At 73.9% G+C, this 14,122-nt stretch carries 6 protein-coding genes; 3 read left to right on the top strand and 3 right to left on the bottom strand.

Features of this window, described 5'->3' with window-relative positions:
* The first annotated feature begins 23 nt into the window (after nt 1-23).
* Both AB0H71_RS16175 and AB0H71_RS16170 read left to right on the top strand, forming a co-directional pair.
* Nucleotides 24-971, top strand: a complete 948-nt coding sequence (locus tag AB0H71_RS16175) for an ATP-binding cassette domain-containing protein (protein WP_357020765.1) — start codon at nt 24-26, stop codon at nt 969-971.
* 23 nt (nt 972-994) lie between these two features.
* The gene (locus tag AB0H71_RS16170; RefSeq protein WP_357020763.1) at nt 995-1,753 is read left to right on the top strand and encodes an ABC transporter permease; all 759 of its coding nucleotides are present in this window, start codon (nt 995-997) and stop codon (nt 1,751-1,753) included.
* Between the two features lie 3 nt (nt 1,754-1,756).
* On the opposite strand, the gene AB0H71_RS16165 is transcribed toward AB0H71_RS16170, so the two are convergent.
* Entirely contained in the window at nt 1,757-3,088 is a 1,332-nt protein-coding gene (locus AB0H71_RS16165) for a hypothetical protein (RefSeq protein ID WP_357020760.1), read from the bottom strand.
* Between the two features lie 291 nt (nt 3,089-3,379).
* Here AB0H71_RS16165 and AB0H71_RS16160 point away from each other — a divergent pair, with 291 nt between their 5' ends.
* Nucleotides 3,380-4,012, top strand: coding sequence for a TetR/AcrR family transcriptional regulator (locus tag AB0H71_RS16160; RefSeq protein WP_357020757.1), 633 nt, complete (start codon nt 3,380-3,382; stop codon nt 4,010-4,012).
* A 51-nt stretch (nt 4,013-4,063) separates the two neighbouring features.
* Here the strand turns inward: AB0H71_RS16160 and AB0H71_RS16155 are convergent, their stop codons facing one another.
* Nucleotides 4,064-4,501 carry a holo-ACP synthase gene (locus AB0H71_RS16155; protein WP_357020754.1) on the bottom strand — a complete coding sequence of 146 codons (438 nt, stop codon included), beginning with the start codon at nt 4,499-4,501 and terminating at the stop codon, nt 4,064-4,066.
* 11 nt (nt 4,502-4,512) lie between these two features.
* Nucleotides 4,513-13,866, bottom strand: a complete 9,354-nt coding sequence (locus AB0H71_RS16150) for a fatty acid synthase subunit beta domain-containing protein (protein ID WP_357020751.1) — start codon at nt 13,864-13,866, stop codon at nt 4,513-4,515.
* Nucleotides 13,867-14,122: the final 256 nt, after the last annotated feature.

Genomic DNA, 14,122 nt, shown 5'->3' with positions numbered 1-14,122 from the left:
CAGTTTTCCAGTCTGGAGCCACCATGACCTCCGCACTCTCGATCTCCGCCCTGCACAAGGGTTTCGGCGATCATCCGGTGCTGCGCGGCCTCGACCTCGAGGTTGCCGCGGGCACCGTCTTCTCGCTGCTCGGGCCGAACGGCGCGGGCAAGACCACGCTGGTCCGGATCCTGGCGACGCTGGCCGCGCCGGACCGCGGCAGCGCCAGCGTCTTCGGCCACGACGTGGTGGCCGAACCCGACGCGGTGCGCGCGCTGATCGGCGTCACGGGGCAGTACTCCGCGGTCGACGGCGTGCTCACCGCCAGGGAGAACCTGCGCCTCACCGGCAGGCTGCTGCACCTCCCCGGCGCCGAGCTGGCCCGCCGCACCGCCGAGCTGCTCGACCGCTTCGACCTGACCGCGGCCGCGGACCGGCGTACCGCGGGCTTCTCCGGCGGCATGCGGCGCCGCCTCGACCTGGCCATGAGCCTGATGGGGCGGCCGCGCATGGTCTTCCTGGACGAGCCGACCACCGGGCTCGACCCGCGCAGCAGGCGCGAGCTCTGGGCGGTCATCCAGGGGCTGGCCGACGAGGGCGCCACCGTCTTCCTGACCACCCAGTACCTGGAGGAGGCCGACCAGCTCGCCGACCGGATCGCGGTGCTGGACAACGGCACCGTGGTCGCCGACGGCACCCCGGACGAGCTCAAGCAGCGCGCCCCCGGCGGGCACCTGCGGCTGCGCTTCCCCGCCGCCGAAGAACTCGACGCGGCCCGCCGCACCCTCCCGCTGCCGGAGGGCTGGCGCGCCGACCCCGAGCAGCTGGTGCTGCAGCTGCCATCGAGCGGCAGCGCCGAGGAGGTGCGGGCGGTGCTGAACCGCTGCGCCGAGCTCGGCATCGAGGTGGCGCGGCTGACCGTGCACACCCCCGACCTCGACGATGTCTTCTTCGCGCTGACCGGGCACCCCGCCCCGGCCGAGGCCGCGTGAGCCCCGTGCTGACAGGAGCCACCATGACCGTTCTGCTCGACACCCGCACCATGCTCGACCGCAACCTGCGGCACTCGCTGCGCAGCCCGGACGCGCTGATCATGACCATCGCGGTGCCGGTGATGATCCTGCTCATGTTCGTCTACGTGCTCGGCGGCGCCATCGAGGTGGGCGGCGGCACCTACGTCGACTACGTAGTGCCCGGCATCCTGCTGCTCTGCGCGGGCTTCGGCTCGGCCACCACGGCGGTGGCGGTCTGCGCCGACGTCACCGAGGGCATCGTGGACCGCTTCCGCACCATGGCGGTGGCGCGCTCGGCGTTCCTGAACGCGCACGTCGCCGAGAGCCTGCTGCGCAACCTGGTCACCACCGCGTTGGTCACCGTGCTCGCGGTGCTGATCGGGTTCCGGCCCACCGCCGACCCGCTGCGCTGGCTCGCCGCGCTCGGGCTGGTCGCGCTCTTCGTGCTGGCGCTCTCCTGGATCTCGGCCGCGCTCGGGCTGCTCACCCGCAGCGTGGAGGCGGCGAACGGCTCCACCTTCGCCTTCCTCTTCCTCCCCTACGTGAGCAGCGCCTTCGTCCCGGTGGAGTCGATGCCGGGGTGGCTGCGGCCGGTGGCCGAGCACCAGCCGGTGACGCCGGTGATCGAGACCGTGCGAGGGCTGCTCATCGGCACCCCGATCGGCTCCAGCGCGGTGCTCGCGGTCGGGTGGTGCGCGCTCTGCACGGTGCTGGGGTACGCGGGCGCGCTGGCCGCGTTCCGTGCCCGCACCAGGGAGTGAGGCTCAGCCGGGCAGCACCTGCTGGATGGCCCAGGCGACGGCGAGCCGGACGTGGTTCTGCCACCAGGCGGCCGCGTCCGGGGTGAACGGGGCGGGGGCGGGCGGTTCGCCGGGGAAGAGCAGCGCGGCGTCCGGGGCGCCGATCCCCTCATCCCGCGCGGGTACGCCGGTGCCGGGCGCGGCCGGGTCCGGCGAGCACGCCGTGGACAGCGCGGGATCGGCGGCGGGTGCCCCGGGGGTGGCGGCGCTGCCGGTGGACGGCGCCGCAGTCGCCGCTCCCGCGGGCAGGGCCGCGCAGGCGTCGGCGGGCGCCCGCGCCGGCTCCGCCGCGCTCTCGGCGGCGACCAGTGGAAGCGGCTCGCTCGCTCGGACCTGCGCCGCCACCGGCAGCCACAGCCGCTGCGGAGCCCCGGCGGCCTGCTCCAGCTGCGCGGCCGCCGAGATGTGCTGCGGCAGCATCGGAGCGGGCACCGGCAGCGTGGGGGCGGCGATCCCCGCCGCCAGCGGAGCAGGCACCGGCCGCTCCCCGCTCACCAGATAAGCCCCACCGGCGACGGTGAAGCCCGCCGCCAGCGCGGCGGCGCCGAGCAGCGCGGCGGTGCGGGCCGAGCGCGAGGGCGGTACCGGCGCCTCGGCCACGCCGCCCGGCTCGGCCGCGATGGCGAGCGCGGCGCCGAGCGCGGGCGCCAGCACCGCCACCGTGCAGGGCAGTACCGGGGCGCCGAGTGCGCGCACCGCGTCCGCGACGGCGGGCTCGGCGGCGGCGGAGCCGATCAGGACCACGGCGTCCGGCCTGGTCTCGGCGGCGTCCAGCTGGTCGCGGGCGGCGGTGACGGCGGCGCCGAGCGCGTCGCTGGTCACCCCGCCGGTCCGGGCGACCCCGGCCAGCACGCGGCCGCGATCCCGGTCCACCAGGGTGAGCGTGAGGTGGCCGGGGACCACGTCGCAGAGCAGCAGATCGTCGAACTCGGCGAGCCAGGTCATGGCGCCCGCGACATTCAAGTGCGCGGCCCTGGTGGAGACCAGCGAGGCGGCGTGCCAGCGGCCCGCGGCCAGCCCGGTGACGAGCGCGCGGCGCTCGGCGGGGTCGTGGTAGGCGACCGCGACCCCGGCCGGTTCCCGGCGCAGCTCGGCGGCGAGCCGGTCGAGCGCGGCGATGACGGCGGCCGGTGCGGCGCGCCGGTCGTCGGCGCAGGCGACGGTGCACTGTGCGAGCACCCGATCCGCCAGCCGCTCCCCCGCCCCGCCCAGCGCCACCGCGTGCACCGCGCCGCGCTCGGTGCTCACCCCGAACACCACCGGCGCCGCGCTCGCGCCGCTCGCTCGTGCCGCCACAGCCACGCCTCCTGCCCGCGGGGGCACCGGCGCCGCGGCCTCGGCGTGCGCCGGTCGATCCCGCCCCTGGTGGATAACGATCATCGCGCGCGGAACGCCGTTCCCGGCTCAGGTACCGTCCGACACGCGGATATACCGGTGGTTCGGCACGGGATGTGCGCCGGATGGGCGTGAACTGTCACAGACGAGGGGAAACGCCCGTTCCGGGCAGTGGTGGGGTCACGTTAGCCTGGACGGGTGGAACTACGCGCGGAGGCCAGGTCGAGACGCAGACCCGACCCTGCGTTGGAGATGCAGGACGATCCGCAGGAGCTCATGCCGCGGCGCCGCCCGACCCAGGAGCGCAGCAAGCGGAAGTTCGACGCGCTGCTGCAGTCCTCGCGGGAACTGCTGGTCGAGGTGGGTTTCGAATCGTTCACCTGTGAGGAGGTCGCGGCCCGCGCCGAGGTGCCGATCGGCACGCTCTACCAGTTCTTCGCGAACAAGTACGTGATCGTCTGCGAGCTGAACCGGCAGGATCTGGTCGCGGTCTCCCGGGAGCTGGCCGATTTCCACGGCGGCGTCCCCTCGCTGGACTGGCTGCGGCACATGAACCAGTTCGTCGACCACCTGGCGAATCTGTGGATGACCGACCCCTCCCGCCGCGAGGTCTGGCTGGCCATGCAGTCCACCCCCTCCACCCGGGCCACCGGCGCCAAGCACGAGAAGGAATTCGCCGAGGTCGTCTCGCAGATGCTGCGCCCGCTCACCCCGCGCACCCCGCGCGAGCGCCGCACCACCATGGCGGAGGTGCTGGTGCACGTGGTGTATTCGATGCTCAACTTCTCGGTGCAGGATCAGCAGAGCCACGAGGAGGCGGTGGCCGAGCTGAAGCGGCTCATGGTGGCGTATCTGCTGGTGGCCGAGAAGGAATCGCGCTCCTAGCGCGGAAAGCAGCGGGGCCCGAGCCGTTTCCGGCTCGGGCCCCGCTTTCGTTCAGCTCGAGGCTTCCCTGCCCTCGATGAGGTCGGCGAGTTCGCCCGGGTCCTCCAGGACGACCATGGCCGCCGCGGTGTCGCCGTCGTGGGTGAGCGAGAGGTGCACCCGCACCCGCGGCAGGAACTCCGCGGCCAGGCCGTGCAGCCGGATGCTCGGCCTGCCCCACGCGTCGTTGACCACTTCGATCAGCGGATACGGGTTGTCCCCGATCTGCGGGCGGCGGGCGAACCGGGAGGAGGCCCATGCCTTGAGCACGGCCTCCTTGGCCGCCCACCGCGCCGCGTAGCTGCGCGTGGGATCCGTCGCCTTGCTCTGGCAGTAGCGCCGCTCGGCGGCGGTGAAGCTCTCCCTGAGCATGGTGGTTCCCACGCGCTCCAGCTGCTCGCCGAACTCCGAGATGGTCACCAGGTCCAGCCCGATACCGATGATTGCCATGGGCCGGGAGCCTACGACCGCTCGGTCTCGGACGCCGGGGCGAACCGGCCCGTCTCGCAACCCCTGCCGTCGGCACGGTACGTGCCGTCGGCACCGAGACGGGCGGCCCCGGAGAGCAGCATGTCGGCCTCGAGCTGACGGATTCGCGACGCCGGGGTGCCGTCCCCGCCGAGCCGCCGGTCGCCCGGGCGCTCGTAGAGGTCGGAGCCGCCGCACATCGCCTCGGCGAAGCGCTGCCTGCCGTTGAGCCGGCGCTGCTCGGCGCGGTGCAGGTAGTCGTCCCTGCGCTCGGCCGGGAGCGCCGCCACGAACGCCTGCGGGTGCACCACCGCGAGCAGCCCGGAGACGTGCCCGAAGCCGAGCGAGGTGACCAGCCCGGCCTTGAGCGGGAACCGCTCGCCGAACCGCAGCGCCTCGCGCACCCACACCAGGTGCGGGTACTCCTGCATCTTGTCGTCGACGCAGTCCAGGCTGCGGTTCGGCGGCACGACGCCCTGCTCGAGCACCTGGCAGAGCCCGATCAGCTGGAAGGCGGCGGCGCCGCCCTTGGCGTGCCCGGTCAGCGACTTCTGCGAGACCACGAAGAGCGGGGCTCCCGCCGACCGGCCGATCGCTGTGGCGAGCCGCTCGTGCAGCTCGGACTCGTTCGGGTCGTTGGCCGCGGTCGAGGTGTCGTGCTTGGAGACCACCGCGACCTCGTCCGGGGTGACGCCGAGCCCGCGCAGCTCCGCCGCGAGCTTGGACTCGCGCCCGCCGCGGCCCGCGCCCAGCGCGCCGAGCCCGGGCGCCGGGATGGAGGTGTGCACGCCGTCCGCGAAGGACTGCGCGTAGGCCACCACGCCGAGCACCGGGAGCCCCATCTCCAGCGCCACGTCGCCGCGGGCCAGCAGCACGGTGCCGCCGCCCTGCGACTCCACGAACCCGCCGCGGCGGCGGTCGTTGGCCCGGGAGAAGTAGCGATCGGCGATGCCCTTGCCCGCCATCACCGCGGAGTCGGCGGTCGCGGACATGTCGCCGAAGCCGACGATGCCCTCGATGCCGAGGTCGTCGAAGCCACCGGCCACGACCACGTCGGCCTTGCCGAGCTTGATCTTGTCGACGCCCTCCTCGACCGAGACCGCCGCGGTGGCGCAGGCCGCCACCGGGTGCACCATCGCGCCGTAGCTGCCCACGTAGGACTGCACCACGTGCGCCAGCGCGACGTTCGGCAGCGCCTCCTGCAGGATGTCGTTCGGCCGCGGCTCGCCGAGCAGGTTGTCGACGTAGAGCGAGCGCATCGACGACATGCCGCCCATGCCGGTGCCCTGCGTGTTCGCCACCTGGCTCGGGTGCACCCAGCTCATCAGCTCGGCCGGGTCGAACCCGGAGCTGACGAAGGCGTCGACCGTGCAGGCGATGTTCCACAGCGCGACCCGGTCGATCGAGGACGCCATGTCCGCCGAGATGCCCCAGACGGTCGGATCCCAGCCGGTGGGGATCTGGCCGCCGACGGTGCGGGAGAGCTTGGCCTTGCGCGGCACCCGGATCTCGGTGCCCGCCTTGCGGGTCACCTGCCAGTCGCCGCCGTCGCCGGCCGGGACCACCACGGTGTGCTCCGGCGCCGCCGACTCGAAGGCGCGCGCCTCGGCCTCGGAGCCGACCGTGAAGGTCAGATCCTTGTCCAGGAAGACCGAGGTCATCAGTGGCGCGCTGTTGTCGACCATCGAGGCGTCGTCGGCGTAGCGGCGGACGCCGCAGCGCTCCACCACGGCATCGTGGTAGCGCTCGGCCACCTCGTGCTCCGGGACGAAGTCGCCGGAGGCGACGTCGTACCAGCCCGGCTTGGGGTCGTTCTCCCAGGTCACCAGCCCGGTGGTCCAGGCCAGCTCCAGCACGCCCGCGGCGGAGAGCTCGTCGGAGACCTCCATCTCGAAGCGGGTGCGCGCCGAGCCGTAGGGGCCGAGCTCACCGGCGCCGACGATGACCACCATGTCGGCGAGGCCGGTGGTGACCTCGCTCCACTCCGGCACCGGCAGCGCGGAGCTGCGCGTGGGCGGGGCGGGCAGCGCGGCGACGGTCGGGGTGGTGTCGGCGGGCTCCTCGGCCGCGGCGGCCTCCTCGGCCGCCTGCTTGGCTAGCGCGGGCAGGTCCAGCTCGACGCCTGCCAGACCGCCGGTGAGGTCGATCTGCTGCGGTGCGGTGACGGTGATCGCCCGCGCCTGCGAGGTGCACCACTTGAGCAGCTCGTCGGCCATCTCGGTGGTGGACCAGGTCTGCACCCCGGCCTGCTCGACCGCCGAGACCATGGGGTCGTTCTGCCCCATGAGCCCGGTGCCGCGCACCCAGCCGATCAGCGCGTGCACCAGGGTGACCCGCTGCGACCAGGACTTCTCCGCCCGCCAGCGGCCCACGACCGCATCCAGCGCGGCCTTGGACTCGCCGTAAGCGCCGTCGCCGCCGAAGAGGCCGCGGTTCGGCGAGCCCGGGAGCACCACGTGCAGCTTGGCGTCCACGTCGTGATCGGCGTTCAGCGCGGAGAGCCCGCCGATCAGCCGCTCCACCGACCAGAGCAGGACCCGCATCTCCATCTCCGCGCGGGAGCCCGCGTCGGCGAGGTCACCGGCGACCCGCGGCGCCGCGAACGGCAGCAGCAGGGTCGGGGTCATGGCGTCCTTGATCTTGACCTTGGCGCCACCGGCCGAGTCGACCTGCTCGGTGCCGACCCAGTCGATCACCGCGTCGATATCGGTGTAGGAGGCCATGTTCGCGGGCACCACCCAGAGCGCGGCGCCGCTGCGCGCGTGCTCCCGGTAGAGCTGCTTGTAGAAGCCGAGCCTGGTGTCGTCCAGCCGCGAGGTGGTGACCACGACGGTCGCGCCGCCGGCGAGCAGCCTGCCGGTGACGGCGGCCGCGATCGAGCCCTTGCTCGCCCCGGTGATCACGGCGACGTCGGCCGACCACTCGCCCGGCTCCTCGGCGGTGAGCGCCGCGGTGGCGATCCGCTCGTAGGCGCCGGCGAGCACCGAGCGGGCCTCGTGCCTGGCCTTGTCCCGCCACCAGTTGGCCTGGGTGGCAACGGCTTCGCCCGCCCCCAGGTAGCCGTTCACCGGCAGCTCGGCGGCGTCGGCGTCGGCGCCGAGCCAGAGCCGGGCCAGGTCCTCGCGGGCGCTGGCCCAGCGGTCGTCGAGCAGCACGGCCTTGCGGCTGTCGAAGGCCGGGGCCACCAGCCGCGGCCAGTCCGAGCCGAGCTCGGCGGCGACCAGGTCGACCAGGGTGTCCGGGGTCGCGACGGCCGCACTGGCCTGCTCGGCCAGGCCGAGCTGCTCCAGCACCACGCGGGCGGCACTGGCGAGCACGCCGTCCCTGCCGGTGATCTGCTCGGTGAACTCGCCGAGCGCCGCGGCGTCGACGGTCGCGCCGCCCCCGCCGCCCGCGCTGGGCAGCGAGACCGCGACGCCGCGCCGGGCGGCGACCGCCTGCACGGCGGCGTCGATCGCGGCATCCACCGAGGCGCCGTCGCCGAGCGCGCCGGCGACCAGCCCGCCCAGGTCGCCGCCGCGCACGCTGGCGCCCTCGCGGGTGCCGAGCGAGAGCTCGGCGGTGACGTGGCTGGCCCAGCCGTCGCCCAGCTCCCAGACCTTGGCCACCCGGTCGGCGACCGCGGCCGGGCGCTTGCCGGACGGGCCGAAGACCTTGCGCAGGTGGTCGTTGATGGCGTCGGAGAGCACCGTGCCGAACGGCTTGTAGGTGCGCGCCAGCCGCTCGACGGTGGCCGAGAGCGCGCCCATGTCGGCGTCGGCGGCGCCGTCGATGGCGCCGAGCGAGAGCTCGGAGCCGAGGTCGACCAGGAGCTGGTTGCGGCGCGAGGAGACGCCGTCGCAGAGCCCCTCGATGGTGTCGACCGGGCCGATCTGGTCCAGCCGCAGCTTGGTCCAGAGCGCGATGAGCACCTTGGTGGCGTCGGCGGCGGTGAAGGCGATGTCGTCCGGGCGCGGGCCGCCGCCGGCGGCGACCGGGGCGGCGGCCGGAGCCGCTGCCGCGGCGGGCGTCTCGGCGGCCGCGGTGGGCTCCTCCACCGGCTCGTCGGCCGGGGCCGGGTCGGTGTCGGTGCCGAAGACCACGCCGGCCTCGCGCTCGATGTTCAGCACCTCGACCGCGGTATTGCCGAAGGCGGGGAGCTTGAGCGTCTGGCTGGCCAGGTTCGCCACCGTCGGGGTGGCGGCGAGGCCGATCTCCACGAACCGCTCGACCCCGAGGCCGCCGTGCGCGACGTCGGTGAAGAGCACGTCCTGGGTCTCGATCCAGCGCACCGGGCTGGCGAACTGCCAGGCCAGCAGCTCGACCAGGACCACGCGGCAGAGCTCGATCGGGCGCGCGGCCCAGCCGTCGAAGTCGCTCAGCACCTCGGCCAGCGGCTCGGAGGGCACCAGGTCGGCGATCTCCTGGACGAACGAGCGCTCCAGCGAGAAGGGCCGCGGCACCAGGTTCGGGATGTACCGCCCGACCAGGATCTCCGGGTGCAGGTCGGCCGGGAGCAGCTGCTCCAGCTTCTGCCGGAACTCCGGCACGCCCTTGCGCAGCACCGTGGAGTGGAAGGGGACGTCGATGCCGGGCACCAGGATGAAGGCGCGCTTGCCGCCGGTGATCTCGCGGCGCCGGTCGATCTCGGTCTCCAGCGCCTCCAACCCGGCCAGCGTGCCCGCGATGGCGTACTGCGAGCCGCGCAGGTTGAGGTTGACGACCTCGAGGAACTCGCCGGTGCGCTCGGCGATCCCGGCGACGAAGCCGATGACCTCCTCGTCCGGCAGGTCGATCTGCGAGGGGCGGATGGCGGCCATCCGGTAGTCGCTGCGGCCCTGCGAATCGCGGGGCACCAGCTGGTGCATGGCGGAGCCGCGCTGGAACACCACCTCCAGCGTGGCCTCCAGCGGCAGCACCCCGGCGACCGCGCAGAGCGCGTTGTACTCGCCGACCGAGTGCCCGGCCAGCACCGCGCCCTCCACGAAGGCGCCGGCCTCGCGCAGCTCGGCCACCTGCACCACGCCCACGACGGCCATGGCGACCTGGGTGAACTGGGTCAGGTGCAGCACGCCGTCCGGGTGCCGGTGCTCGACGCCGCGGGCCTTGAGGTAGGTCGGGTTGTCGCGCACGACGGCGAGGATGGAGAAGCCGAGCGCCTTGCGGGTGTGCTTGTCGGCGCGGTCCCAGATCTCCTTGGCGGCCTTGGAGCGCGTGCGCGCCTCCATGCCCATGCCCTTGCGCTGGATGCCCTGGCCCGGAAGGGCGTAGGCGGTCTTCGGCGCGGCGGTGCGGCCGGTCGCGGCCATCACCAGGTCGCCCTCGGCGCGGCAGGAGACCTCGACGATCTCGTCGCCGGCGTCGATCGCGACCCGCTCCACCCGGACGTCGATCTCCGCGCCGGGGCGGACCATGCCGAGGAACCGGGTGGTCCAGGCGGTCAGCCTGCGCGCGGGGAGGCCGCTCGCCGGGTCGAGCGCGGCCACCACGTGCTGGGCCGCGGCGGAGAGCCACATGCCGTGCACGATCGGGCTGCCCAGCCCGGCCAGCTTGGCCGCGGAATCGCTGGTGTGGATGGGGTTGTGGTCGCCGGAGACGGCGGCGAAGGCGTGCATGGCCCGCGGCGCGCGCACGGTGACGTCCCTGCGCCTGCGCCGCGCGGTCTCGCGGGCCTCCTCGGAGACCGAGCCACCGGCGCGCGGCGGGTCGGTGAGCTCGCCCGCGCCGGTGCGGCCGCGGATGGCGAAGCGCTCGGTGAGCGTGGCCAGGGTGGGCATGGAGAGCCCGGTCTCCGGCTTGTCCAGCATGCCGGTGATCCGCACCTTGACCTCGACCACGCGGCCGAGATCGGTGTCGAGGGTCTCGCCCGCCTCGGCGCGCACGGTGAGCACGCTGGTGGCGTCGGGGAGGTCGGAGACCAGGTGCACCTGGTGGTCCAGGTGCACCAGGTCGAGCATGCCCTCGATGACGCTGCCGCCCGCGGTGGTGCGGGAGGCGCCGAGCACCGCGAAGACCGCGGGCCAGCAGGCGCCGACCAGCACGTCCGGCACGACCCGGCCGAGCGTGCTCAGCGACTCCGGCAGCCCGCCGCCGGTGACCCCGGCGTGGTCGGCGCCGAGATCAGGCGTCCAGGCCACATTGACGTGCGCGACCGAGCCCCTGACCTCGGGCAGCGACTGCCCGGCGGCCACCGCGAGCAGCGCGCTCATGGCGGTCTCGGCATCGGCCTCGGTGATCACCGGGGCGCCGCCGTTGTAGACGGTGACCGGAACGGTGATCCGGATGGTGACGGCGTCCCGGCCGAGCAGCGGCACGGTCAGCTCGACGTAGCTGTTCTCGGTGTCCGGGCCGGTGGTCTCGGCCAGCGTGGCCCCGGTCGGCGGGTGCACGGCGCCCTTGCCGTCGACCACCCAGGAGTCCAGGTCGCCGAGGCGGTGCACCGGGTTCACGGTGGTGCGGCCGGACCAGCGCACGTCCGGCGCGGCCAGCACGGCGTCGATCGGGCCCGCGGTGACTCCCGCGACCCGGCGCGCGTCCACCGCGGCGGGCACGACGCCGTCGCGGACCAGCGAGTACGCGGTGTCCTGCTCGAAGCGGTCGAGCAGCTCGCCGACCGGCTCGTCGACCCGGGTGATCCCGGCGACCGCGACGGTGCCGGGGATGATGCAGACCTGGTCGGCCGAGTAGCGCGGGTCGTGCGCCTGCCACAGCGAGTCCGAGCGCCACCAGCGCCGCACATCGCCGTCGACCACGGGCACGAAGTTCACCGGCTTGCCGGGGATCTTGCAGAGCGAGACGAAGAAGGGAACGTCGGCCGGGTGCAGCAGCGTCTCGGCGGCGGCCGGGTAGCGCTGCTTCAGCGTGCAGATGGCGCCGACCGGGTCCTCCAGCTCCTGGTCCGAGCCGAAGAGCGTGGGGATCTCGCCGCGGTCGGCCGGGTGCAGCCGCGCCTCGGCGCGCCGGATCATCTCGGCGAAGCGGTCCCGCCAGGTGATGTCGAGCCACTGCGAGCGGGTGGCCTCGCGGATGGCGTCGCCCAGGTCGGAGCCGCAGTCGAAGTCGCGGCGCCGGTCCAGCCCGACCGCCAGCTCGACGTAGCGCTCCAGCCAGTCCAGGTAGGTCATGGTGGCGACATCGCCGAAGTACGGCTTGGCGGTGGCGTTCAGCGCGGCGATGATCTCGTCCCGGCGCGCGGCGACGGCGTCGGCGTCGCCGGCGACCTCGTCCAGCAGGCGGCCGGTGCGCGAGGCGGCATTGTCGATCTCGTGGATGTCGACGCCGAGCTGCGAACGGCCGGAGGCCATTCCATTGATCGCGGTGCCGGCGCCCACCCAGTCCGGGGTGCCGGGGGTGTCGACGAGCAGCTGCTTGACCTCGGGCGCGGTGGTCGCCTCCAGCGTCGCCATGGCGGCGGTGCCGACCAGCACGCCATCCAGCGGCATGGCCGGGTAGCCGTGCCCGATCGACCAGCGGCCGGTGAGGTACTCGGTGGCGCGCTCCGGCGTGCCGATGCCGCCGCCGACGCAGACCACGACGTTGTCGCGGGTGCGCAGCTCGGCGTAGGTGGTGAGCAGCAGGTCGTCCAGGTCTTCCCAGGAGTGGTGCCCGCCGGCCCGGCCGCCCTCGATGTGCACGATCACCGGGTAGCCCGGGACCTGGTCGGCGATCCGCAGCACCGCGCGGATCTGCGCCACGGTGCCCGGCTTGAAGGCCACGTGGTGGATCCCGGCCTCGGTGAGCTCCTCGATCAGCGCGACGGCTTCCTCCAGCTCGGGGATGCCCGCGGTGACGATGACGCCGTCGATCGGCGCGCCCGCCGCGCGGGCCTTCTGCACCAGCCGCTTCCCGCCCAGCTGCAGCTTCCACAGGTAGGGGTCGAGGAAGAGCGAGTTGAACTGCACCGCGCGGCCCGGCTGCAGCAGCGTCTGCAGCTCCGCCACGCGATCGGCGAAGATCTGCTCGGTCACCTGGCCGCCGCCGGCCAGCTCGGCCCAGTGGCCCGCGTTGGCCGCCGCGGCGACGATCTTGGCGTCCACGGTCGTCGGGGTCATGCCCGCGAGCAGGATCGGGGAGCGCCCGGTGAGCCGGGTGAAGGAGGTCTCGACCACGATCCGGCCGTTCGGCAGCCGCACCGGCTTCGGCGCGAACTCCGACCAGGGGGCGGGCACCCGCGGCGCCGCGCCCGGGGTGAGCAGGCTGCGCTGCCCCTCGCGGGTGGCGGCGGCGACCACGCCGACGCCGGTGCCCTTGAGCGAGCCCGCGGTGAGCCGGGAGAGCAGGTCGCCAGGGCCCAGGTCGAGGATCCACTCGGCGCCCGCCGCGACCACCTCGTCCACCGTGCCGACCCAGTCGATCGGGTCGACCAGGATCTCCTGCGCCAGCGAGCCGGCCAGCTCGGCGTCGAGCCCGCACTGCCGCGCCCAGCCCGCGACCAGGTCGACGGTGTCGGCCAGCGCCGGGTGGTGGAAGGCGACGTCGACCGCGAGGTCCTCGAAGACCGGCGCGAAGACCGAGCCGCCGCGCGCCTTGGCATCCCGCTCGGCGCTCTGCTCGTCGTGGATCTCGGTGCAGCGCTGCCGAACCCGCGCGATCTGCGCCGGGGTGCCGGAGAGCACCGCGCGCCTGCGCCCGTTACGGATCGAGACCACGGCCGCGACCGTGGGATCAACGCCATCGGACACCTCGGCGACGACCGCCCGCAGCTGCTCCGGATCGACATTCGAGACGGCGACCATCGGCGACTGCTCACCGACCGGCATCAGCCCGCGCCGCCGCCCGACCAGGCTCGCCGCGGCGCCGATCATCTGCCCGAAGGCGAGCAGCTCGGCGTCCCGGCGGCCGCCGTCGCGCAGCGCCGCGGCCGCGAGCACGCCCTGCGAGTGCCCGATCATCCGGACCGGCGGGTGCGCGGCGACATCGAGCCCCTGCAGCTTGAGCGCGCGCAGCGCGGCCAGCTGGGTGAGCAACACGCCGGGCATCGAGACCGCGGCGGAGCGCAGCACGCGCTCCGACGGCGCGGCCGAGCTCTCGGCGTCCTCGGCATCGTCGTCGGCGAGTTCGTTCTCCAGGATCCAGCCGATCGGGTCGAAGCCGACCGGCCGCACCACGAGCAGCTGGCTCGCGACCGGCTCCAGCAGCGCGGCGGCCTCGTTCACCAGGGCGGTGAGCTCCGGCTCCAGCGCGCTGTCCCGTCCGATCTCCTCCAGCTCGCCCAGCCACTTGGCGCCCTGCCCGCCGAACGCCAGCGCATACGCGGTGCCGTTCAGCAGACGATCCAGCAAGGGCGACCGGGACGCCTCCACCTCGGGGGACCGTCCCGCCGTGCGGCGCGATCCGGTCCCGGTCTCAGTGTTCTCGTTGATCGTCAAGACGCTCGACTTCCTACTCTTCGCGACGTAGCCCGGGGGGACGCTCCGCTCCGGTGCGCAGGGGTCTCCCCCGTCCAGGGCCTGGTAATGGCGAGGATGCCAGAGAATCATGAGGAAAACCTCACGTTCCTCTTCCGGCGCGGCGGCTACTCTCGAGTTTTCTCGCACCGCCGTACCAGAATGCGGGGAAACATGACCCTCCCTCACATTCGATCCCGCTGGTGAGGTCCATGTACACCCGCTCGAAACATGAGTG

The organism is Nocardia sp. NPDC050697 (assembly GCF_040654395.1).
GTDB lineage: Bacteria > Actinomycetota > Actinomycetes > Mycobacteriales > Mycobacteriaceae > Nocardia.
Note: the sequence above shows the minus strand (reverse complement) of the source record. Positions and strands in the feature narration are given on the sequence as shown.